Raw genomic sequence first — 23397 nt, 5'->3', positions numbered from 1 at the left:
TCAGCCGGATCGCAAGGTGGCGACGGCGGCATCCCTCTCGAACAAATAGAGCAGGACGCGAAGAGCTTTCCCGCGTTCTCCGGACAGGTCCGGGTCCCGTTCTATGATCAGTCGGGCATCGTCGCGGGCTGCCGCCAAAAGCTCGCCATGAACGGCTAGATCCGCCAGTTTGAAGACCGGCAAGCCGCTTTGGCGGGTCCCCAGTAACTCGCCCGCGCCGCGTAGACGCAGATCTTCTTCGGCGATAACGAAGCCGTCTTCCGTTTCCCGCATCGTTTTCAACCGGCGCTCGGCGGTTTCCGTCAGGTTCTTGGCGTAAACCAGCAGACAGGTGGAGGCGGCTTCGCCACGTCCGATACGGCCGCGTAACTGGTGCAATTGCGCCAGTCCGAACCGTTCCGCATGTTCTATCACCATGACGGTCGCTGCCGGCACGTTCACGCCCACCTCGATAACAGTCGTAGCTACCAGAATTTGGGCTGGGCCGTCCACGAAGCGAGCCATCGCGGCGTCCTTTTCGGCCGCTTTCATCTTGCCATGAACCAGTGAGACGGCGGCTTCGCCGAAGCGATGCTTCAGATCTTCGTAGCGTTCCGTCGCCGCCGCGAGGTCCAATACCTCACTGTCTTCGACAAGGGGGCATACCCAATAGACTTTCGCGCCGGACTGAATGGCCCGGCCGATACCGTTGGCGACGTCATCCAGGCGGCCATTTGGGACCAGACGAGTATCCACCGGCTTTCGTCCGGGCGGCTTGTCGCGCAACCGACTGACGTCCAGATCGCCATAGGCGCTCAGCATCAAGGTGCGCGGGATCGGCGTAGCCGTCATCACCAGCATATCGACACCCTTGCCCTTGCCGGCGAGCGCAAGGCGCTGATGAACGCCGAAACGATGCTGTTCGTCGATCACCGCCAACATCAGATCCTTGAAGGCGACGTCGTCCTGGAAGATCGCGTGGGTGCCGATCAGGATCTGTATGTCGCCGGACGCCAGTTTTTCCAACAGCGCCTTCCGAGCCTTGCCTTTGTCCCGGCCGGTAAGCACCGCAGCGCGAATGCCGGCGGCCTTGGCCAGGGGCTCTATGGTTTCAAAATGCTGTCGGGCGAGGATCTCCGTCGGGGCGAGAAGGGCAGCCTGCCCGCCGCATTCGATCGCATTCAGCATGGCAAACAGCGCGACGACGGTCTTGCCGCTGCCGACATCGCCTTGCAACAGGCGCAGCATACGACTGGTTGAGGCCATATCCGCGCCGATTTCCTTCAGGGCTTCGACCTGCGATCCGGTCAGTTTGAAGGGAAGGGCCTTCAGCGCCATGGCGCGCAGGCGTTTGTCACCCTCGATGACGCGGCCCGGCAGTTTTTTCGCCTTCGCCCGCGTAATGGCGAGCGCCAATTGGCTGGCGAGCAATTCGTCGAACGCGATGCGTTGGCGGGTCTGGGTGAGGGCCCCGACATCGGATCCGGCCTGCGGGTTGTGGGCCGCCTCGATCGCTTCTTTCCAGGAAGGCCATCCTTGGCGTTTCTTGTATTCGGGGTCCAGCCATTCAGGCAGAGCAGGGGCCTTGGAAACCGCGGACAGGACAGCCTTGCGCAAAACCTTTGGCGTCAGGCCCGTGGTCAACGGATAGACCGGTTCAATCTTCGGAATGGATGCGGCCTGTTCGGGTCTGGCAATGAAATCCGGATGGGCGATTTGCGCTTCGGACCGGAAATATTCGATCCGGCCACTGACCAGCCGTTGCTCGCCGACCGGCAATTCCCGTTCCAGATACTTCTTATCGGCGTGAAAGAAGGTGAGCGTCAAAACCCCCGTGTCGTCATGGCAGGTCACACGGTAGGGGCGGCGCTTGTCCGGCGGCGGGAAATGCCTGTCTACCGTCACCTTGATCGTGACAATGCGGCCGGCCGGGGCTTCGGCGATCGGCGGCGAAAAACCGCGATCGACGACCTCGCGCGGGAGATGCCATAAGACGTCGACGACATGCGGCCCTGCCGCCTTCTCCAGCAGCTTCGCGATGCGCGGGCCGACGCCGGAAAGGCTGCTCAAGGGCGCAAAAAGGGGAAATAAAAGTTCGGGGCGCACGATTGACCGCGGTCGTTTCTAAACAATCTTGAAGTGGGTTGGATTATCGGCTGCTGCGCCCGGAATGTCAGGTGCGAATACCGGGCGGGGTGCAAGCGGCTTGCCCTGCCGCGATCGTCGATGTACCCAACCGCCCTGGCACGACGGGCCGCCGTGCCGCCACGTATGGAGGAAAGACCCGTGTCAAACGATGATGACAGCACAGGCGCATCCGCCAGCAATGACAACCGGGCGGACAGCGGCGAAGATAACGAGCGCGAGCGCCGTTTGAAACGGATCCGCTTCCGGTCCTGGCATCGCGGGATCAAGGAGATGGATATCCTGGTCGGCGGATTTGCGGACAAGCATCTGGCGGACCTGTCGGATGAGGAACTGGACGCGTTCGAAACGGTCCTGACCGTGCCGGATCAGGAACTCTATGGCATGTTGGTGCGCGATGAGCCGCACTGGCCCAATCTGGATGAGGGGATAATGGCGCGCCTGTCGGCCTTTTGCCGTCGGGAATCGTGATTTCCCAATATTACTGACGAATTTTGAGGGTACGCCGCCGGTTGAGGGCGGCGGAAGGGCTTGTGTTCGATTTAAGCACCATTCTGACCTCCGCCGGCCGAAAGGATTTGGGCGGCGTCCCGGACGGGTTCGATGCCCTGTTGACCGGACAGGCGGCCGCCAATCTGGACCGGCCGGTTCTGTTTATTGTCCGCGACGACGTCCACCTCGCGCGCGCCCGTCAATTGCTGGGATTCGCAGCGCCCCAGCGTCAGGTTCTGATTTTCCCGGCATGGGATTGTCTGCCCTATGACCGTGTCTCGCCGCGCGCGGACGTAATGGCCGAACGTGTCGACACCCTATGCCGCATGGCCGTCGATCCGGGCGCACCGAAGATTGTCGTCGCCACGTTGAACGCGGTCTCCCAACGCGTGCCGCCGCGCAAGGCGTTGGAAAGCGCCAGCCTGTTTCTCAAGAAGGGGGCTTCCTATCAGCAGGACGCCTTGTTCACCTTTCTTGCGGACCACGGCTATAACCGGACCGGCACGGTGCGAGAGCATGGCGAATTCGCGGTCCGCGGCGGAATTGTCGACCTGTTCCCCGCCGGTGCCGAAAACCCGCTGCGCCTGGACTTCTTCGGGGACGAGTTGGAAACACTGCGTCAGTTCGATGCCGGAACCCAGCGCACGATCGGCGAGATCGAGGAAGCGATGCTGCGCCCCGTCGGAGAGGCGCCGTTGACGGAGGAAACGAAGTCCCGTTTCCGACAGAACTATCGGGAAGCCTTTGGCCCGGCCGGACCGGACGACTTGCTGTTCGAATCGATCTCCGAAGGCCGCCATCACGCCGGGATGGAACACTGGCTGCCCTTCTTCCATGACGGGTTGGAGACGCTGTTCGACTATCTAGACGACCCTGCCGTGGTCCTGGAAGCCGATGTTAACACCGCCCTGACCGACCGCCTTGAAGCCGTGGCGGACTATTATCAGGCGCGCGTCGACCTCATGCCGAAAACAGCCGGCCAGGCATCAATGGACGGCGCGCCGCCCTACAAGCCGGTACCGATGGAGCGGATGTTCCTGACCGAAGAGGAATGGAACGGATATCTGGATCGTCGTCCTACCGTCGTCACATCGCCCTTCGCCCTGCCGGACGATACAGAAGGCGGCGAATCACGGGACGCGGGCGGACGGTCGGTGATTGATTTCGCCGCCGCTCGGTCGGACCCCAAGAAAGACCTGTTTCAGGAAGTCGGTACGCGTCTCGAACAACAGACCAGCGGTCGGCTCTTGATCGCCGCCTATAGCGAGGGGGCGTGCACGCGCCTCAAGACCCTGTTCGACGAGCATGGCCTCCCATCGCTCGACCGGGTGGATACGCTGGAAGAAGCACTTGCCCTGGAAGAGGGAACCGCGGCCTTCACGGTGCTGGAACTCGACCACGGTTTCACCTCCGAAGCCCTGACTGTCTGGACTGAACAGGACATCCTGGGCGAGCGGCTGTCGCGGCCGCCGCGGCGTCGCCGCAGGGCGGACGAGTTCATCAGCGAAGTGTCTAGCCTCGAGGTCGGCGATCTTGTTGTCCATATCGACCACGGTATCGGGCGCTATGACGGGTTGGAGACGCTGACCGTCAACAACGCGCCGCATGACTGCCTGCGTGTCCTCTATGCGGGCGACGACAAGCTTTATGTCCCCGTCGAGAACATCGATACGTTGAGCCGCTACGGATCGGAGGACGCGGCGGCGCAGTTGGACAAGTTGGGCGGTGTCGCCTGGCAGGCCCGTAAGGCCAAGCTGAAGAAGCGCATGAAGGAAATGGCCGACGCGCTTCTTAAAGTGGCGGCCGAACGCGAATTGAAACGCGCCGAGGCGGTGACGCCGGGCGAGGGGGCCTTCGACGAATTCTGCGCCCGTTTCGCCTTCTCGGAAACCGACGACCAGTTGCGCGCCATCGGCGATGTGCTGGAGGATATGGCCTCAGGCCGCGCCATGGACCGGCTGATCTGCGGCGATGTCGGTTTCGGCAAGACGGAAGTGGCGCTGCGGGCGGCCTTCGTCGCCGCCATGCACGGTCTTCAGGTCGCCGTAGTCGTGCCGACAACCTTGTTGGCGCGTCAGCACAGCAAGAATTTCCTGGACCGTTTCAAGGGCCTGCCGATCCGGATCGAACAGCTTTCCCGCCTCGTCACCGGCAAGAGGGCGACGGAGGTGAAGGAAGGGCTTGCCTCCGGCGACGTCGAAATCGTCGTTGGTACCCATGCGCTGCTTTCCAAATCGATCACTTTCAAGGATTTGGGGCTGCTGATCGTCGACGAGGAACAGCATTTCGGCGTCGGCCAGAAGGAGCGGCTGAAACAGCTGAAGAGTAATGTCCATGTTCTGACGCTGACTGCGACGCCGATCCCGCGGACGCTGCAACTGGCGCTGACCGGGGTGAGGGAGATGAGCATCATCGCCACCCCGCCGGTCGACCGGTTGGCGGTGCGCACCTTTGTCACCCCGTATGATCCGGTCGTGGTGCGCGAGGCGATCCAACGTGAACGCTTCCGCGGCGGGCAGGTCTTCTATGTCTGTCCGCGACTGGCCGATCTGCCCCGGGTGCAGGAGCGCCTGAAGAACCTGCTGCCGGACCTGAAGATCGCCGTCGCCCACGGTCAGATGCCGCCGGCGCAGCTCGAAGAGGTGATGAGCGACTTCATCGACGGTAAGTTCGAATTGTTGCTCTCCACCAATATCGTCGAATCCGGGTTGGATATCCCGACCGCCAACACGATGATCATTCATCGCTCCGACATGTTCGGGCTGGCCCAGCTTTATCAGCTGCGCGGCCGGATCGGCCGGGGCAAGATCCGCGCCTATTGCTATCTCACCCTGCCGCCGGGCCAGAAGCCGACGGAAAGCGCCAAGAAGCGCCTCGATGTGCTGCAGACGCTCGACAGTCTGGGGGCCGGTTTCACCCTAGCAAGCCATGATTTGGACATCCGTGGGGCCGGGAACCTGTTGGGCGAGGAACAGTCCGGCCATGTGAAGGAAGTCGGCGTCGAATTGTATCAGCGGATGCTGGAGGAGGCGGTTGCGGCCGCCAAGGCGCATGTCGAGGAAGAGGTGGACGACAACTGGTCGCCGACGATTACGCTCGGCGCGGCTGTGTTGATCCCCGACAACTATGTCACTGATCTACCGGTACGCCTTGGCCTTTATCGCAGACTGTCGAACTTGGCCACCAAGGCGGAGCTCGACGGTTTCGCGGTCGAACTGATCGACCGTTTTGGGACACTGCCGGAGCCGGTGGAAAATCTAATCAAAGTCGTTCGCATCAAACAGCTCTGCCGCCGCGCCGGGGTGGAGAAAGTGGATGCCGGTCCGAAGGGCACGGTGATCACCTTCCGCAAGGACAAGTTCGCCAACCCGGAAGGATTGATCGGCTTCCTGCAGGATCAGGCCGGTGCCGCGAAACTGCGCCCCGACCACAAGCTGGTCGTGACCAAGGCCTGGGAAACGCCCGACCGCCGTCTCCGCGGCGTCAGCAACATCATGGTGACGCTCGCCAAGATGGTGGGGTAAACTGCGGCAAGAATTAGAATCTGTATGTACCTAAAGAGCTTACCAATTATTGCTTGTTGACCTTACGAATGTCAGCGCCTGTCAATTCGATTTCAGCTCCGTTCGGACCGAATTTTGCCACGCCTCTTTTCCCAAGCAATTCGGATAGCAATTCTATCGGGTCGGTTTTGTCGCTATCGTTTGAGCGAACTCCCTGGAAAAGGTTTCGACAAACACCCTCTATTAGTGCTGGCGGAGGTACGTAACCTTCTGTGCCTCGCATATCCATAATAGTCTCAACTACCCAACTGGCCCGGCTGATATCATACCCGTAGTATTCTAATCGCCTTGTAGCTTCTACGTCATCCTCGTGCAGTTTTCGGAACCATGTGATGACATAAACCACAAAAAAGATCGCCCCTGCTGATGAAAAGATTCCGCGAACGAAAACTGCCCACAGTGGGATTGTGCCAAAATCCACAATGTTCCGTGTGTATTCAGTAATATCAGATGTACTAGCATCCAATGGCTGAACCGGCCCATGTAATAGGAATGAAAACTCGGAGAAGCTTAGGTAGGCAAAATAGGCTAGGACCAGTGCGGCACCCAAAGACAAGGTTGGCACAGACAGTCGAGCAAATGAATTTCCTTTTGTAGCAATGCTTGTGTCAGACAACCTGTCGCTAATTTCGCGGGTTATTTGATTTCTTAGATCGCGCCTTACATGGGTGTTGTTTCTGTCGTCCAGCTCTTCTTTTTGTTTTTCAAGTGCTTCTAGTTTAGACGCATATTGTTTCTCTAATTCTTCGCGACGGAATTGTTGTTTTTCTTCATTTGCTCGCCACCTCTCATCGCGTGCTATTTCTTGCTTTTTTGCTTCGTTGGCCAAAGAAAGACGCTGCGATTCAAGTTCAGCGACACGATCTTCGAAAAATTCGGCCATTCGTGAAAACTGAGATTGAAGCATTTCTGTAGCCGAGAATGCCGCATCATCAACTATGACTGGCGAATATTTAGCTGCAAACGAATTGGCAATATTTGATGCTGAAAGAACTTGCTCTGGAGAGGGTTGTTTTAATTTCCCCGAGTTATCTGGGTTTGGTATCAATATTCCGATTTCGTCGACAAATTGTGACGCCGTCCGAGGTCCATCCATATTATCTGAATTGGTGCTCGTACCTCGCCGAAACAGAAATCGGAGGTTCAAGTTCTGAGCATATAAGTCGCCAGAAAGAATGGCATACGTTGGTTTTTTCTTTATTTGAGTTATGAATTCCGCTGACTGATCGATATTGATCGAGACATCAGAACCGAAGTTGAAGACGCTGTTCCGCGCTCCGAACTCTTTTCTCAGAGCATTGAAAAGGGAAACGATATTCTTATCAGATAGTCGAGCTGTCTGGATTATGTTTGTTGTCGCCATTTCCTCGTTCCTGGAACTCAAATGTGATTTCCTGAGGATACTACTCTGATTTTCTATGTCTGCGAGTGCAAGGATTCACTTTTTTGTAGAAACGGCTTGGAGCATTTCGATATTTTTTCTTTGCCCTGATATTTATGACTCATGAGTTTGTGAAGGTGAAAGCCTATCCAAAGAGTGAGCAGGATGAGCGATCATCGGTTTAGGAAGGGTAGAACCGCAGCGGTAGTTGCTATCACCTCAGCAATCCTCGCCGTCGCAGCGTTTGTCTATGTTGAAGGGTATGACGGCGCGGCCGCTGTCTTCGCCGTCTCCGCGGCGTCAGCAACATCATGGTGACGCTCGCCAAGATGGTGGGCTAGATAATCCCGCTTTGCCTGTTTAGGGTTGAGGCCGCTCGCCGGTAGATGTGGTGCCGAACGCGCCATTTAGCGCCAGTTCCCTTTGAAGCAGAGAGGTTGATTGCATGGCCGGAAACAAGCGTTGGATCGCGAAGCTGATCGGTCTGTTGGCGCTGGGCGTGACGATCGCCGTTCTCCTCTCAGGCAGCGTGGTTTGGTTCCTGGCGGTGCTCGCATTCTTCGTCTGTGCGAATATGGGGATCCGAAAGATGGCCGGCAGCAACAGTGCGTTGGGCCTTTTCCTCGTGTCGATCGGTTTTGCGGCCGCCGATAGCGGCCACGGTGGCGGTAGCACTGTCGCCGACGGTGGAGATGCTGGCGGCGGTGGCGAATGATGCTTTGTGGAACGTCGCAATTGACGTTTTGTGAAGCAGTGTTTCGTTGAAGATGAGATTTCTGTTCACAGTTCTGTCCTTCTTCGGGGGCACCGCGGCCCTGCTTGCTTTGCTCTATTGGGGCTGGAACGTTGGCGGCCTTACTGTTTTTCTACTTGGCTATATTCTTGTGATGGCCTTTGGCGTCGTCAGTTTTCATATCGCCGCTGTCTCCGGATACGACCGGGGCCGGCAGAAGCACTCTTCTCAACGGAAGCGTCTCGGGAATACATGGGGCGCAGGCGGAAAGCAGTGGCGCGACAAACAAGCGGAGGGGAGTCGTGATGGCGCGGTCGCGCTGGGAGACGGAAAAGATTCAACTGCGGCTTCCGATCCGGATAGCGACCTGATCCTTAGCAGAACGTGCCGTATACTCGGTGTGACGATGGTCGCCGGCGGTGCCATGGTGATTGTCACCGGAACTATTCTGGCCGGGATGCTTCTAACGGTTTTCGGTTTCGCTTTACTCATCCTGTTTCGACGGTCGAGCAGATTAGTGGCTGGTGGGAAACCGTAGGGGTAGAGCGGTATTGAGAGACAAGCACGGCAGCAATATCTGGAACATGTAACATATGGCCGAAAAGCCTCATCCCAGCACCGCCGGCTATGCCGAGGAAGCCGACGACCTGCTCGTCCGGTACGAGAAGATGCAGTTCGCGGAAATCTACGAGCGGGTTCAAAACCTGTTTCCACACGCGCCGGGCCGTGTGCTGGATATCGGTGCGGGGACGGGAAGGGACGCCGCCGGGTTTGTGGAACTGGGCTATACGGTAACGGCGGTGGAGCCGGTCGCCGAGATGCGGGAAGGGGCAAAACGACTTCATCCGTCGCCCGATATAGAATGGATCGACGACCATCTACCGGGTCTTAGCCGGATCGCGTATCGTAAGGGCCAGTACGACATCGTCATTTTGTCCGCCGTCTGGATGCATCTGGATGCGGCGGAAAGGGCAACGGCCCTGCCGATCATCGCCGCACTGATGAAGCCGGGTGCGGTGCTGGTCATGTCCTTGCGACATGGGCCGGTGCCGGAGGGGCGACGGATGTTCGACGTTTCGGCGGAGGAAACCAATCTGCTGGCGGTAAAGGAAGGCTTGGAGCCTTGTTTCGAGCGACATTCCGGGTCCCGTGAAGCGCTGAACAAGGCGGCCGGTGTCACTTGGACGCGGCTCGCCTTTCTGAAGCGAGCTTAGCGAGCCTGTCGCGGCCCAAAGAGCCGGACCGCGTCAGATCACAGAGAAGATTCAGGCCATGCCGTTGCTTCGGATGTTCTGCGACCCTGCTATTCGGCCGCGGCGAGGCCGGGGTCGCGCGGGCCTAAATCGCCGATCTTTTCTCTCAGACCCGCGACAAATGAGGAAACACCTGATCCGCGCAGGGGGACATAGGGTTTCATCGATTGTCGGCAAAGTCTTTTGGCCTTCAAGGCGGCGCTGTGGCTGATGCAATCGGTCGGAAAGACGACCGCGTCGGCACGGACGACGCAACTTGGCAATTCATCGAGTGATTGTTCCATGCCGCCGTCGTGATGCAGCAGTTCCCCGTTCCATTGCGCAACCAGTTCCCGCAACCTGTGCACATTGGCCAGTCTGCCGCCGACATACAGGATGCAGCGTCCGTTGAGGTCGAAGGGACAGTCGCCGACCCCGCCGCAGAGGTCAGTCTCTCCGGTCTCTTCCGAATGGACTGTCCTCAGCAAGGCGGATTCCAGGGCGCGGACCTCGCCGCGCAGGGAGGAGACCGCCTCTTCCAACTCTTCATTTCGCCTGTGGGTTTTTTCCAAGTCCTTCGCCATTTCGTGTGCCGATTCCTGAAGCCGCCGGGTTTGGTCTGGATCCGGTTCTCCGTTCAGGTTGGCGGGGGCAGGGGCAGAGGCCGCAGCTTGGAAGTTGACCCTTGCAGATCGCGCAGCGACCAACTGGCGCTCAAGGTTCGCGATTTCGCGATCCTTGTCCTCCATTCGGCGGGCATGTCGCGCGGTCTCGCTTTCCAATCGCTGGGAAAGAGTCCGCACCTCCGTTTCCAGGGAACGTAATGTGTCGAGATCTGCCCGGTTGGAGGCGCCGACGAGGTGCGACAGCATGTGAATATGCCCATAAGCCCGTGTTCCCAAGCCGGTTTCGATATGCGGATGGCTCATCAGCGCCCAGTATGCACCCGGAATGTCACGTCCCTTGCGTTCCGTGTTCCAGATTTCTTCCAGGCTTTCCGGTCCATCCGCCTTTGCAAAGCGTCGAACGGCAGCCGAATGGCGGCGGTCCAACAATTTCTGAAGAAGTTTTGCCGTCGTTCCGCCTTGGCTGCAGGCTTGAACGAAATGACCGTGCAGTCGGAAGTCCGTGCTGTCGTCTTGATGTGTTTGGACGTGCAGTTTGCGGGCGAGGGCCCGTAAGTCTTCCGTGGTCAGGCATGTTCCGATAATGGAACAGTGCCAACCCGTATTGATGTCCCAGAGTTTCTTCCGTTTTGCGGTTCCGAGATGAAGCATTACCGCTGCCCTATGTTAATAATGCGAAGCGTTCGCAACATAACATCTGAATTTCGGATATCGCAATTGATATTCACTCGCAACAATTAATGGAGTTTGAAGTCAGAAAAGGAAAAGGCCGGCGCATGGCCGGCCAATTCGAAGAAACAATGAAAACCTGTATCAGGCTTGGGTGGCGGGTTCTTTCGCGGCTTCCTGCGCCGCCATATCGAAAATGGGGAGAAAACTTTCGGCCTCCTGCGCTCCGGAAAGAGCATACTTGCCGTCGATGATAAAGCAGGGGACACCGCCGATTCCCAAACGTCTGGCGTGCTGATCTTCAGCCAAAATCTCATCCGTGTCCTCGTCTGTCTCGAAATAGGCCTCCAATGCGTCGCGATCGATCCCGGCCGTCTCGCCAATATCGAGTAGGGTATCGAGTTCGCCGATCAACGCGCCGTTCAGGAAGTACGCGTCGAACAGCAGATCGGTGACCTCGTTCGCCTTGTCGATCCCGGGTCGCTGTGCGTAGCGGATAAGACGATGTGCCGGTACCGTGTTCGGGGTGCGGGATATCTTATCGAACTGGAAGTCGATACCGACCGCGGAGCCGACATCCCGGATCCGCCCATAGATCTGACCCGCCCGATCAGCGCCGCCGAACTTCACGTTCAGATAGGTCTGCCGGTCCATGCCTTCCGCGGGCATGTCGGGATTAAGCTGGAAGGCGCGCCACCGAACTGTCACCGGCAGGTCGGGCCGCAGGACCAGCGCCTCTTTCAGTCGTTTTTTGCCGATGAAACACCAAGGGCAGATCGGGTCGGAAAAGATATCGACAATCATTTGAACCTCCGTCCAGGCGCCGAAAAGTCTGCGCCTACAAGCAATGTAGATTGGCCTTGAACCTGCCTGGGCAAGTCCGATCCGTCCGCTCACAGATGCGCGAGGACGGTCGGATAACCGGAAAATCACCTATGAACGATATCAGGCGGCTCCTTTTGGCGGCGAAGCGCGGCCTTACCCGATTGCCTGCCGAGCCCTCGTCAGCAATTTCTTCGGCGTATCATAGGGCTGGATCGTCGCCACGCCGCAATCCACCAGCACGTGAATCGCCTCCATAACTTCTTCGCCCAGGGCAAACTCGGAATTTTGCAGGATGCCCGCGATCCGGAAGGCAACCTGGTTGGCTTCCTTCTCGGGCGTTGCCGGCATGATGATACCGAATTGATAGGTTCCGAGCCGACCGACCGCATCTGACGCCTTGACCATGCCGGACAGCCAATTCGCAATTCGGCTGAGCAACAGTTCCGCGTTTTCGCGGCCGTAATCCTTTTCGATCCGAACCGCTGTCGGAATGGAGACGACGGCGACGGAGAGATGCGCATCCCGGTTAAGGGCGTGTTTCACTTCCCGTTTCAGATGCGCGTCGAAGAAGGTCGTGCTGAGGACCGAGCCCAGGTCCGGGTCCAGGATCTTGTCCGTCATGATCGTCCGGTAAGGGGCGACGACCGAGTTCCACAGCCGCCGTCGGTCCACCATCAGCAGGGTATAGGTCGTCAGCGCGCTGTAGTCCTTGTCATGCGGCAGGACGATATTCGCGCCGCCTCTATACAGCGTCATTTCCGGTGGATCGGTGTCCTCGTCCTTGACGACCAGCATCGGCATGTTGAACAGCCGAGTGTTGTTCCGAATATGGGAGGAGAGATAGAGCACCTTTTCCCGGTCGTCATAGAGCGTGGCCGTGATGACGACGGCGTCGAAATCGTTGTCGTCCAACCTGTTCGCCGCGCGGTAGGGCGCCTGTTCGATGATCGCGTCCAGGCCCTGGCCCAATAATGCGTCGTAGAGGTCGGCATTGTATTCGCTGGCTTCCGACACCATCAACAGATGGGCCGTTTCCGCGTGATCGTAAACGCCGACATTTGAAAGATCGGCCTGGACGCCGAATTCGGCGCAGGTTTCGGCCCGACGGAATAATTCGCTGCGCATTGCGGCCAAGCGCCTGACGCTTTGCAGGCGCGTCAGGATCATGTCGTTGCTGCTTCGGTTGCTCTCCAGAATATCGGCGGCGCGCAACTCGACGGCGCGCTTTCGCATCGCTTCATCCGATCGCATGCCGATCAGGATGACGGGAATGCTGCTGGTCGCCGCATCCGCTTTCAGGGCTTCAAGGAGTTCCAAGGAAGCTTCGCCCTTGAAACGACCGAGCAGGACGATATCCGGCTGTTGCGCGCGGACCTCCTCGACGACTTGATCCTGATCCGTCGAAACGCGAACGTCATAGCCTTCCTTCTCTAGGGCAGCTTGCCGTTCCGTCGCCGTTTCTTCATTGCGCTCGGCCAGCAGAATATGCGCAGTTCGCGCCATGAAACCTCCCAACAAAGCGCTCCGGTTGACCGCGTCCCGGTCATGACGGCCGCCCCCAAACGTTTAGGCCCCCATCGGCATCCACAGGATGCGCGGTTGACGTCATAGAATAGTCGATCATGGGCCCTGTGCAATTGCGGCGATAGGAATATTGAACAGCCGTCTACACTTGGCGACCGTCTCGGTGGATTTTCCCGGGCCAACGGCCTGTTAAGCATGCTGGACCTTCCGGCCGTGATTTCCGATAGTGCGCCAAATATTGTTGGACCGCGCCGCAGAGGCGCGGCATTTCGTTGGGAGGGCAGTTCGGATCATGACGTCATCGATCTACGACCTGGATTTGGACAAGAACGCGGCGAACTATGTGCCATTGTCGCCGGTTACATTCCTGAAACGGGCGGCAACGGTGTATCCCGAGAAGGTCGCGGTCATCCACGGCGAGCGCCGGATCACCTATCGGGAATTGCATGAAATGGTGACGCGGTTCGCGTCCGCCCTTTCCAAGCGCGGAATCCGCAAGGGCGATACGGTGTCGATCCTGGCGCCAAATATTCCGGAAATGCTGGCGGCGCATTACGCCGTGCCGCTGCTCGGCGCGGTGTTGAACAGCATCAATACCCGTCTGGATGCGCCGACCATCGCTTTCATCCTAGAACATGGGGAAAGCAAGTTCGTCATCAGCGACAGGGAACTCAACCCGGTGATGGAGGAGGCGCTCGCCAGTCTCGGCAAGCCGCTGCCCGTGATCGATATCGATGACCCGATGGCCAAGGGCGGAAAACTGATCGGTGAGAAAGATTTCCAGGCTTTTCTTGAAGAAGGAGATCCGGATTTCGAGTGGTCGCTTCCGGAAGATGAATGGCAGGCCATCTGCCTGAACTACACCTCCGGCACGACCGGAAACCCCAAGGGCGTCGTCTATCATCACCGCGGCGCATATCTGAACGCGATGGGAAATGCGGTTTCTTTCGGCCTGACGCCGAACAGCGTCTATCTGTGGACCCTGCCGATGTTCCACTGCAACGGTTGGTCCTATACCTGGGCGGTCACCGCCGTCGGCGGCACCCATGTCTGCCTGCGGGCGGTCGATCCGGCGCTGATCTTCCCGTCCATCCGCGACAACAAGGTGACGCATATGTGCGGCGCGCCGATCGTGCTGACCATGCTGATCCATGCGCCCGCCGATCAGAAATGCGAGTTTCCGCAGACGGTGGAAGTCGCGACGGGCGGCGCCGCACCGCCATCCGCGGTCATCGCGAACATGGAAAAGATGGGGTTCCACGTGACCCATCTCTACGGCATGACCGAATGCTATGGCCCCAGCGCGATTTGCGCCTGGCAGGATGAATGGAATGATCTTTCGATGGAGGACATGGCCTCCAAGGTCGCGCGCCAGGGCGTTGCCCTTGTCACGTTGGAGGAGCAGCGGGTCGTCGATTCCGAAACCATGGAAGACGTTCCCGCCGACGGTGAGACGATCGGGGAATTGGTGATGCGCGGAAATACGGTCATGCGCGGGTATCTGAAGAACCGCGCGGCGTCGGACGCGGCCTTCAAGGGCGGCTGGCTGCATACCGGCGACCTCGCGGTCATGCATCCGGACAGCTATATCGAGATCAAGGACCGGTCCAAGGACATCATCATTTCCGGCGGGGAGAACATCTCGTCGCTTGAAGTGGAAGAGGTGCTCTACAAGCATCCCGACATCATGGAGGCGGCTGTCGTTGCCGCCCCGCACGAAAAATGGGGCGAGACGCCGTCAGCTTACGTCACCTTGAAGGCGGAATCGGAAGGCAAAGTCAGCGCGGCCGATGTGATCGCCTATTGCCGGTCGCATATGGCGCATTACAAGGCACCGACGAAAGTGACCTTCGGTCCGTTGCCGAAGACCTCGACGGGCAAAATTCAGAAATTCGTGCTGCGGGATCTCGAGAAAAGCACCGGCTGATATCCTCGGAAGGGTGGGAAAGTGTCCGGTCCCGACCATATCGCGGTCGTCGGCTGCGGTTTCGCAGGTACTAGCGCATTGTTCCAACTCGTCGACCGTTATCCGGTCAAACGGATAACGGTTTTCGAGGCGACCGGCGTATTCGGACCCGGTTATCCCTATCGGACCGATGAGTGCCCCGACTATCTGATCAACAACACGACCGACACGATGTGCCTCATGCCGCAAAACCGGCAGGCCTTCATCAATTGGCTGGACGCGACCGGTACTGCAGGAAAGGTCGACCGCAAAGGGCATTTGCCGCGCGCGCTGTTCGGTGCGTTTTTGGAGGATACCGTCCGAACGGCTCGAACCATTGCGGCCATCAAGGGCATCACGTTGGACTTGATCCCGGCGGAAGTGACCGGATTGACCGAAACAAGGGCCGGCGTGGAGGTCGCCTATGACGGCGGCACGGTATCAACCGACGCGGTTCTGCTGACCACCGGCCGCTGCCCGGACAAGGACCGGTTCAGCGACGCTGTCGGAAAAGCCGAGAATTTCTTTCCGACCCATGTTTCCTCTGCCGAATTGGACGGAATCTCATCAGATGCGTGTGTTTATGTCCTGGGCACCTCACTCAGCGCCTATGACATCGTCAATCGCCTTTTTTCACCGGATACGGGGTGCAGGTTTGAACGTGAAAAGGACGGGTCTCTGAGATACCGGCCGGGTCCGAACGGTCGCAGGATCATCCTCGGCTCTCGAGGCGGCCGGTTGAAGAAGATGCAGTCCCGACATCTCATGCAGATCAACCGCCGGCATTTCACCCTGTCCGCTTTCCGGCAACTCGCGGCGGAACAGGGCGGCCTCACACTGGACGCCCTGGCCGACATGGTGAAGGCCGAAGCGACCGCACATGGTGCCGATGTCGATTGGCAATGCGTCGCCGAGCCATACGTAGAATGCAAGGATGGCGATGCGCTGAACCGCCGGGCCGGGGAAATCCTGGCCGGTGATATCGCCGCCGCTTGTGCCGATGGCGCGGCGAATTTCCTGGTCGATATGTTTTCCGACGCACAATTGGATATCTGGGACGGTTTCGCGGAACGCCTGATGACGCCGTTGGCGGAAAAACGATATCGGATGGAATTGGAAACGGCGTTTCTAACCTTCGGCGCGCCCTGTCCCGTGCCGACTGCGGAACGCCTATTGGCCCTGCACAAGGCCAAAATACTGTCCGTTCGGGCGGGAGTCGGGGTGCCGCTGCGCGCTGAAGGCGGGGCTGGTTTCCACGTTCCACACCGTTTCGGCGAAGACCGGGTGGACACAGTCATCGATGCCAGCGGCGGTGTGAACCGGATGGTTGGAGACGCCGGTCAATCCGCCCTCGTCGCCGGTCTTGCCCAGTCGGGCCTGATGCGAAGCTATGAATTAGCGGGCGAAGCCATGCCCGGCGCCGATATCGATATGCAAACCTTCCGATTGCGCGGGGCGCGGAACATTTATGCCTGCAACATGTGGCTCTGGGGCCCCGGTTTCTTCACCAGCTCAGCCTTTTTGATGGCCAGTTTCGGCCAGCGGATCTTGGACCGGCTTTACAGCGAATAAAGTTTCCCGAATTGGGGCAGTTTGTCGTCGATGCCGCCGAGGCGCAAACTGTGCCAGATGATGGCGTGGTTGCTGCTGGTAACAGGCTTGCCCAGCTTCCGTTCGGTTTCCGCTGCCATTTCCAGCAGCCGTGTGCTGGTGCAGGCAACGAAGACGCCGTCGACATTCGGGTCGCTGCCAAGTTCAATAACCGCTTCGGATACGCTGGCCGGATCGATCGAGGCAACCGTGGCATCGTTATCCTCAAGAAAGGATCCAAAGGCCGTGATATCGAAACCCTGATCCGCGAAAAACTGCCCGAAGAAGACGTTTACCGATTCCTGATACGGGGTGAGTATCGCTAGGCGTTGCACACCCATCGCCCGCAAGGCCTCCACGGCGGCAGTGGCCGGGTTCGTGACCTTCGCGGTCGGCTCCGCTTCATGCAGCAATTCCGCGACGCGGTCCGGGCCGATCGCGACCGAGGCCGAGGTGCAGCCATAAGCCACGACATCCATCGCCGATTGCGGTAGCAGCAGACGAGCCGTATCCGCGATCTTTCCTTCCATCGCCCGCAGGGTTTCCGGCGTGATCTCAGGGGAATTCTCGATCCGTGCCTCATAGAGCGCGACACCGTCTCCGAGGGAGTGGAGAACGACTCGGAATTCGTATTCCATCGTCTCGTCGCTCGCGAGCACGACGGCCCCGATGCGGGCGCGGTGCCCCAGCTTTTTGCCGACCCGATAATCCATCTTGCGAACCGGCGGCATGGTCTGGGTCAGGTCTATGGCGGCGTCGGACATGGCTCGATCCTTCTGTTGAACGACGATTATACCATCGAAAACGAAAACCGTATCATCCGGGCAGGGCGAAATTCTCCATCGCCAGGGCAGGTTTCTTGCCGCCGATAAGATCGGCCATCAATCGCGCCGATCCCGGCGCCATGGTCCAGCCCATATGCCCATGGCCGACGCTGGCATAAAGACCGGGTGTCCTCGTCTTGTCCATATAAGGGATGCCAGTCGGGGTCATGGGGCGCAGGCCAGCCCATTTCTCGGCATTTGCATAGTCTCCGACACCAGGGAAGAGCGACTGCGCCGAGGCGAGCATGCTGTCGAAATCCTTTGCGTTGAAACTACGATCATAGCCCGAGAATTCCGCGACGGCGGTCAGGCGCATGCGGTCGCCGATGCGGGCATAAGCGACGAGGTGGTCCTCATCCACGCCGCCGACCGTCGGCGCACGATTGGCCGCGGGGGAGGAGACGTCGAGCGGAACGGTCATTGAATAGCCTTTGACCGGGTAGACCGGCAGGCGCAGCCCGTGCTTTTTCAGCAAATCCATACCCAGCACACCCGTGCAGAAGATCACGGCGTCGGCGGCGATTTCGCCCTGGTCGGTTTCAACGGCGCTCGCCCTGCCGTCGGTCGTCACGACGCGCCGGACTTCCGTTCCGAATTTGAAGGAGACACCCTTGGCGGCGATATGGTCGGCGAGGTTTCGGGTGAACAGGCGGGCGTCGCCGCTGCCGTCCGTCGGGCAATAGACCGCCCCCGCTATCAGGTGTTTCGAGGCTTCCAGCGCGGGATCGACCGCCGCCGCTTCCTCGCCTGTCAGAAACTGAATTTCCTGGCCGTCATCGGCCAGCAGTTTCATATGGGCCCGGCCCGCCGCATAGCTTGCGGAGTTGCGGTAAAGATAGAGCAGACCTTTGTCGATATGATGATAGCCGACGCCGGTTTCCGCCGTCAGACGCTCCAACTGGCTTTGCGAATACATGGCCAAAGCATGCTTGATCAATGTGTTGCGCTCGGCGGCGGCGGCGGTGCACTCGCCAAGGAACTTAAGCATCCAGATCCATAGATCAGGGTCGGCCGAGGGTTTGAACCGCAGCGATTGCCCCCCAGAAAAGAGGGATTTCAAAAGGACTTTGGGGGCTTTGGGGGAAGCCCAGGTGAAGGAATGGCCGGGGGCGATCAAGCCGGCATTGGCATAACTCGTGCCCTCCGCCGGCTTATCGTTGCGTTCCAGGACGGTGACCTCGTGTCCGTCCCTCATCAGTTCATAGGCCAGCGTCGTTCCAACGACACCGGCCCCAATCACCACGATGCGCATGAAATCCCCCTCGGCCCGGTCCTGATCGCCGCTCTGACGCGGCTGTATCGAGATCTCTTAGGCGGCAGCGATGACGCCGATTTCGACGGTGAATTCCGGCGCCGCCAGTTTTGACTCGACACAGGCGCGGCAGGGCGCATGGCCTTCCGGCACCCAGGCGTCCCAAACCGCGTTCATCTCGTTGAAGGTAGAAATGTCGGAGAGCCAGATTGTCGCGGAAAGAATCTTGGTTTTGTCCGTGCCAGCTTCGGCCAACAGAGCATCCAAGCGGGCCAGAATATTCTTGGTTTGATCAGCGACGGATGCCCCTTTGGCATCCATGGCGACCTGACCGGCGGTATAGCAGACGCCGTTATGGACAACGGCTTGGCTCATGCGAGGGCCGGTCTGATAGCGCGTGATGGACATGTTTTATTCTCCTGCTTAGCAATAAGTTCGGTGATCTCAGAGTAGAGTAAAATACCGCGCCGTCGATTCTTTCAGCGCGTACGGAATGGAACGAAACCTTTGACGGGAAGGGGGCGGGAAACGGTTCAATGCGCTTTGCTCTATCGGACCTGTTAGGGCATATCTGTGAAGAGAAAAATGAATCATCATTCAGGAAACGTGCGGGGAGTTGCACATGGCGGAAACCGGCGGCATCGGCGGCAGATTTTCACTGACGGGTAAGGTCGCCCTGGTGACCGGCGCCAGCAGCGGGTTGGGAAAACGGTTCGCCGTTACCCTGGCCGATGCCGGTGCGGATGTGGTGCTGGCGGCGCGTCGTACAGATCGACTGGAGGCCCTGGCGAAGGAGATTGAGGCCCTCGGCCGAACGGCGCATGTGGTCGCTATGGACGTCGTGGACACGGCATCAATCGAGGCTGCGGTTAACGAAGCGGTCGAAAAGGCCGGTAAGATCGATATCCTGGTCAATAATGCCGGCGTCGCGGTGACGGAACCCGCCTTGGAGCAATCCGAGGAAAACTGGGATTTCGTCGTCGATACGAACCTGAAGGGGGCCTTCTTCGTTGCCCAGGCGGTCGCGAAGAAAATGGCCGAGACCGGCGGCGGCAGCATCATCAACATTGCTTCCATCCTGGCCGAACGGGTACTGAAACAACTCGTTTCCTATGCTGCGGCCAAGGCCGGTCTGGTGCAGGCGACGAAGGCGATGGCGCTGGAATGGTCGCGCTACGGGATCCGCGTCAATGCGATCGCGCCGGGTTATATCATTACCGAGATCAACCGTGACTTTCTGACCGGGGAGGGCGGTGACAAGATGCGCAAGGGCGTGCCGATGCGGCGTTTCGGCGAGGAGCAGGATCTCGATGGTCCGCTGCTGCTGCTGGCCAGCGATGCTTCGGCATACATGACGGGATCTCTGATCACCGTCGACGGCGGCCACGTTCTGTCGGTACCGTAAAGTCCATTGGCCAAGTAACGCGAAAATCGAAACAGGGGAGTGACTCAATGATTATCGACCACCGCACCTATATCTGCCATCCCGGGAAACTGAATGACTTCCTGGCGGTCTATCAGGCAAAGGGCTTGCCTGTTCAGCTGCGACATTTGGGCAAAATGGTCGGCTGGTATTCCTCCATGGATATCGGTCCGCTGAATCAGGTCGTGCATATGTGGGCCTACAAGGACCTCACGGACCGTGCCGAACGCCGCGCCAAGATGGCCGCGGACCCCGAATGGGGCCCTTATCTGGCTGAAGCCACGCCATTCCTGTTCTCCATGGAAAACAAAATCCTCAGCCCGACATCCTTCTTCGATCTCGACGCAATGGCAGAAAAGGCGCCTTATAACAAATAGATAAGCCGCATTTTTATTATATTGGACAAGTAGTTGGGAGTGAAACCATGGACTTTACCTTGACGCCTGAAGTGGACGCGCTTCGCCTGCGTTACCGCGCTTTCGTGGACGAGCATATCATTCCGCTCGAAAGCGACCCGAAGGCCTATGATGCGCACGAGAACATCGCGCACGACGCGTTGGAAGCCATGAAGGCGAAGGCCAAGGAAGCCGGTCTATGGTCTCCCCAAATGCCGAAGGAACGCGGTGGCCTGGGCCTGAATACCCAAGGCATGGCCGCGTGCTACGAGGAGATGAACCGGTCGATCTTCGGTCCTGTCTGTTTCAATGCGGCGGCGCCCGACGACGGCAACATGTTTGTCCTCAATCGCGTTGCGCGCGACGAACAGAAGGAGAAATGGCTGCAGCCGATCGTCGATGGCAAGGTCCGCTCGTCCTTTGTCATGACCGAACCGCATCCGGGTGGCGGTTCGGATCCAAGCATGATCCAAACCAAGGCGGAGAAGAAGGGCGACAAATGGATCGTCAGCGGCCGGAAATGGTTCATTACCGGCGCAGAGGTGGCCAGTCATTTCATCCTGATCGCGAAGACGTCCGACGATCCCCGCAAGGGGCTGACAGCCTTCATGTTCCATAAGGATCAACCGGGCTGGAAGATCATCCGACGGATCGAAATCATGGGACCGGAAGAACATGGCGGCCATTGCGAGATCGAATTCGACGGCCTTGAGATTGATGACAGTGACAGGATCATGGAAGTCGGTGACGGCTTGAAATTGACCCAGATCCGCCTCGGTACCGCGCGGCTTACTCACTGCATGCGTTGGCTCGGCCTCGCCAAGCGTTCGCTGGAAATCGCCCAGGACTATGTCGAGAAGCGCGAAGGCTTCGGCATTCGCCTGGCCGATCGCGAAAGCGTTCAATTGATGATGGGCAAGGCTGCGATGGATATCGAAATCGGCCGCATGCTGACCATGAAAGCCGCCTGGAAATTGGATCAGGGCGACAAGGCGCGTAAGGAGGTCTCCATGGCCAAGATCCACGTCGCCGACACGCTGCACCGGGCCGTCGATACGGCGCTACAGTTGAATGGTGCTCGCGGATACAGCAAGGATACGGTGATCGAGTGGATCTACCGCTATGCCCGCCAGGCCCGTCTGGTCGACGGGGCATCCGAAGTGCACAACATGGTGCTGAACCGTTTCTACACTGCCGAACGGCAGGATTTCTGGCGTTGGGGCGTGTAACGATTGACGGTCGAGAATGTGAGTGACCGAGGGCTGATCGGAGAGCAGGGCCGAGCGGCACTGGCGGAGTTCGTCCGCGCTGCTTTCGGTGCGGACAGTGTTTCCGTCGGCGATTGCCGCAAATTGAGCGGCGGGGCGATTCAGGAGAATTGGCTCGTCGACCTGGATATTGTTGGCGGTGTGCATGCAGGCGGCCTGTCCACCGTTGTGCGGACGGACGCACCGTCAGGGGTCGCGGTGAGCCACAGCCGGGCGGATGAGTTCCAGCTGCTCTCCGCTGCTTTCGCGGCGGGGGTGACCGTCCCAGAACCTTTGCTGTGCTGCGAGAGCACCGAGGTGATCGGTAAACCCTTCGTTGTCATGCGGCGGATCGGTGGCACGGCGCTGGGCCAGAAGGTGACGCGCGATCTTTCGATCGGCGGTGACCGTGAACTGCTGACCGAACGGTTGGGAGAGGAACTGGCGCGGATACACAGTATCACGCCGACAACCCATTCCTTTGACTTTCTGCCAGGGCCCGAAAAAATCGACTCGCTCAATGAGTTCCGGGAGCATCTGGATGCATTGGGTGAGCCGCGCAGCGCGCTTGAATGGGGGCTGCGCTGGTTGGAGATCAATCGGATGCCGGTCGAGGAGCCGGTCCTGTTGCACCACGATTTCCGCACCGGGAACTACATGGTCGACGGTGAAGGTTTGACCGGTGTCCTCGATTGGGAATTCGCCGGCTGGGGCGAGCCGCATGAGGATATCGGCTGGTTCTGTGCGATGTGCTGGCGCTTCGGGCAACGGGACAAGCCGGCCGGCGGGATTGGCTCCCGGGAAGCCCTATACCGCGGGTATGAAAGGGTATCCGGCCGCACGGTCGATCCAAAACGGGTCTATTTCTGGGAGGTCTTCGCCCATATCCGTTGGGCTGTGATCGCCGTACAGCAGGGACACCGGTTCCTGAAAGGTGGGGAGCGGACGCTGGACATCGTGTTGACGGGACGGCGACCGGCCGAAATCGAGTACGAAATTCTGCGGATGACCCCACCGGACAACGGACTGTTCGATGCGGTCTATTGAACCGCTTTCCGGCATCCACGGGAGAATGAAATGATACCCGATACCCCAGGCGCGAAGGATCTGCTCGACACGGTTGCTGCGGAGTTGAAAGCTGAAATCCTACCGCATGTCTCGGAGGAACAGAGGCTGACGGTCCTGATGGCGATCTCCGCAGTCCAGACATCGGTCCGGGAAATGGATTTCCTGCCGCGGCTCGAGCAGCAGCAGAAGGCGGCGCTCGCTCAATTTGTCGATAGCGAAGTGCAGCCGGAAGGGCGCGCGGAGGAACTGTGCCGCCTGATCCGCGAGGGGAAATACGATGAAGGCGCTGCCGCGCGGGCCTTGCACGAGGCTCTGATGCGGGATGTCCGCGCGCGCGCGTCGATCAGCAACCCTAAATATCTTGCCGCCGCGGAGGCGGATTGGTCCCGGCGCGGGTAGAATTCCAGGCTGATTCCGTCGGCCGGAAGCTTCAAAATCGGGCCCTGCAAGTGCCCTTCACAAATCTTTTGAGTCGTTCCAATAA

Annotated in this window: 20 protein-coding genes; 12 read left to right on the top strand and 8 right to left on the bottom strand. The window is 59.0% G+C overall.

Features of this window, described 5'->3' with window-relative positions:
• Positions 1–2085, bottom strand: a complete 2085-nt coding sequence (gene recG / locus ACQK2G_RS10230) for an ATP-dependent DNA helicase RecG (protein WP_425404927.1) — start codon at positions 2083–2085, stop codon at positions 1–3.
• A gap of 180 nt (positions 2086–2265) precedes the next feature.
• On the opposite strand from recG, the gene ACQK2G_RS10225 reads away from it, so the two are divergent.
• Positions 2266–2595 carry a succinate dehydrogenase assembly factor 2 gene (locus ACQK2G_RS10225; protein ID WP_425404926.1) on the top strand — a complete coding sequence of 110 codons (330 nt, stop codon included), beginning with the start codon at positions 2266–2268 and terminating at the stop codon, positions 2593–2595.
• A gap of 62 nt (positions 2596–2657) precedes the next feature.
• Entirely contained in the window at positions 2658–6140 is a 3483-nt protein-coding gene (gene mfd / locus ACQK2G_RS10220) for a transcription-repair coupling factor (protein WP_425404925.1), read from the top strand.
• Positions 6141–6186: 46 nt separating this feature from the next.
• On the opposite strand, the gene ACQK2G_RS10215 is transcribed toward mfd, so the two are convergent.
• Entirely contained in the window at positions 6187–7542 is a 1356-nt protein-coding gene (locus ACQK2G_RS10215) for a hypothetical protein (RefSeq protein WP_425404924.1), read from the bottom strand.
• A 463-nt stretch (positions 7543–8005) separates the two neighbouring features.
• On the opposite strand from ACQK2G_RS10215, the gene ACQK2G_RS10210 reads away from it, so the two are divergent.
• The 3 genes from ACQK2G_RS10210 to ACQK2G_RS10200 are packed head-to-tail and all read left to right on the top strand — an operon-like array spanning position 8006 to position 9507.
• Positions 8006–8275 (top strand): hypothetical protein, encoded by a 270-nt coding sequence (locus ACQK2G_RS10210; protein ID WP_425404923.1) that lies wholly within the window; start codon positions 8006–8008, stop codon positions 8273–8275.
• Positions 8276–8321: 46 nt separating this feature from the next.
• Positions 8322–8831, top strand: coding sequence for a hypothetical protein (locus ACQK2G_RS10205; RefSeq protein WP_425404922.1), 510 nt, complete (start codon positions 8322–8324; stop codon positions 8829–8831).
• A 55-nt stretch (positions 8832–8886) separates the two neighbouring features.
• Positions 8887–9507, top strand: coding sequence for a class I SAM-dependent methyltransferase (locus ACQK2G_RS10200; protein ID WP_425404921.1), 621 nt, complete (start codon positions 8887–8889; stop codon positions 9505–9507).
• Between the two features lie 89 nt (positions 9508–9596).
• On the opposite strand, the gene ACQK2G_RS10195 is transcribed toward ACQK2G_RS10200, so the two are convergent.
• The 3 genes from ACQK2G_RS10195 to ACQK2G_RS10185 all read right to left on the bottom strand — a co-directional run bounded on the left by ACQK2G_RS10195 (position 9597) and on the right by ACQK2G_RS10185 (position 13148).
• Positions 9597–10802, bottom strand: coding sequence for a DUF2325 domain-containing protein (locus ACQK2G_RS10195; RefSeq protein ID WP_425404920.1), 1206 nt, complete (start codon positions 10800–10802; stop codon positions 9597–9599).
• Positions 10803–10964: 162 nt separating this feature from the next.
• Positions 10965–11624 carry a DsbA family oxidoreductase gene (locus ACQK2G_RS10190; protein ID WP_425404919.1) on the bottom strand — a complete coding sequence of 220 codons (660 nt, stop codon included), beginning with the start codon at positions 11622–11624 and terminating at the stop codon, positions 10965–10967.
• A 174-nt stretch (positions 11625–11798) separates the two neighbouring features.
• Positions 11799–13148 carry a diguanylate cyclase domain-containing protein gene (locus tag ACQK2G_RS10185; RefSeq protein ID WP_425404918.1) on the bottom strand — a complete coding sequence of 450 codons (1350 nt, stop codon included), beginning with the start codon at positions 13146–13148 and terminating at the stop codon, positions 11799–11801.
• A 313-nt stretch (positions 13149–13461) separates the two neighbouring features.
• Between ACQK2G_RS10185 and ACQK2G_RS10180 the strand changes: the two genes are divergently transcribed.
• Positions 13462–15096, top strand: a complete 1635-nt coding sequence (locus tag ACQK2G_RS10180) for an acyl-CoA synthetase (RefSeq protein ID WP_425404917.1) — start codon at positions 13462–13464, stop codon at positions 15094–15096.
• Between the two features lie 21 nt (positions 15097–15117).
• Positions 15118–16686: an FAD/NAD(P)-binding protein gene (locus ACQK2G_RS10175; RefSeq protein ID WP_425404916.1), complete on the top strand. Its 1569-nt coding sequence runs from the start codon at positions 15118–15120 to the stop codon at positions 16684–16686.
• Here the strand turns inward: ACQK2G_RS10175 and ACQK2G_RS10170 are convergent.
• From ACQK2G_RS10170 to ACQK2G_RS10160, 3 genes are read right to left on the bottom strand one after another with little or no spacing between them, the layout of a single operon-like run.
• Complete coding sequence (locus tag ACQK2G_RS10170) at positions 16674–17468, bottom strand: maleate cis-trans isomerase family protein (protein WP_425404915.1); 795 nt, start codon at positions 17466–17468, stop codon at positions 16674–16676. The genes ACQK2G_RS10175 and ACQK2G_RS10170 overlap by 13 nt on opposite strands.
• A gap of 52 nt (positions 17469–17520) precedes the next feature.
• Positions 17521–18780: a D-amino acid dehydrogenase gene (locus ACQK2G_RS10165; RefSeq protein WP_425404914.1), complete on the bottom strand. Its 1260-nt coding sequence runs from the start codon at positions 18778–18780 to the stop codon at positions 17521–17523.
• 57 nt (positions 18781–18837) lie between these two features.
• On the bottom strand, positions 18838–19188 hold the full coding sequence (locus ACQK2G_RS10160) for a RidA family protein (RefSeq protein ID WP_425404913.1): 351 nt from the start codon (positions 19186–19188) through the stop codon (positions 18838–18840).
• A 214-nt stretch (positions 19189–19402) separates the two neighbouring features.
• On the opposite strand from ACQK2G_RS10160, the gene ACQK2G_RS10155 reads away from it, so the two are divergent.
• Genes ACQK2G_RS10155 through ACQK2G_RS10135 form a run of 5 tightly spaced genes read left to right on the top strand, consistent with a single transcriptional unit; the run spans position 19403 to position 23312 of the window.
• A complete protein-coding gene (locus ACQK2G_RS10155; RefSeq protein WP_425404912.1) occupies positions 19403–20185 on the top strand; it encodes a glucose 1-dehydrogenase in 783 nt (260 codons plus the stop codon).
• 47 nt (positions 20186–20232) lie between these two features.
• Entirely contained in the window at positions 20233–20580 is a 348-nt protein-coding gene (locus ACQK2G_RS10150; RefSeq protein ID WP_425404911.1) for an NIPSNAP family protein, read from the top strand.
• A gap of 47 nt (positions 20581–20627) precedes the next feature.
• Positions 20628–21827: an acyl-CoA dehydrogenase family protein gene (locus ACQK2G_RS10145; RefSeq protein ID WP_425404910.1), complete on the top strand. Its 1200-nt coding sequence runs from the start codon at positions 20628–20630 to the stop codon at positions 21825–21827.
• An 18-nt stretch (positions 21828–21845) separates the two neighbouring features.
• On the top strand, positions 21846–22892 hold the full coding sequence (locus tag ACQK2G_RS10140) for a phosphotransferase family protein (RefSeq protein ID WP_425404909.1): 1047 nt from the start codon (positions 21846–21848) through the stop codon (positions 22890–22892).
• A 30-nt stretch (positions 22893–22922) separates the two neighbouring features.
• Positions 22923–23312, top strand: coding sequence for a DUF6285 domain-containing protein (locus tag ACQK2G_RS10135; RefSeq protein WP_425404908.1), 390 nt, complete (start codon positions 22923–22925; stop codon positions 23310–23312).
• Positions 23313–23397: the final 85 nt, after the last annotated feature.

Origin of the sequence: Hwanghaeella sp., from assembly GCF_965227365.1 — a bacterium.
Lineage (GTDB): Bacteria > Pseudomonadota > Alphaproteobacteria > UBA8366 > Aestuariispiraceae > Hwanghaeella.
The sequence above is the reverse complement of the archived record's forward strand: the minus strand, read 5'-3'. Positions and strand labels throughout refer to the sequence as shown.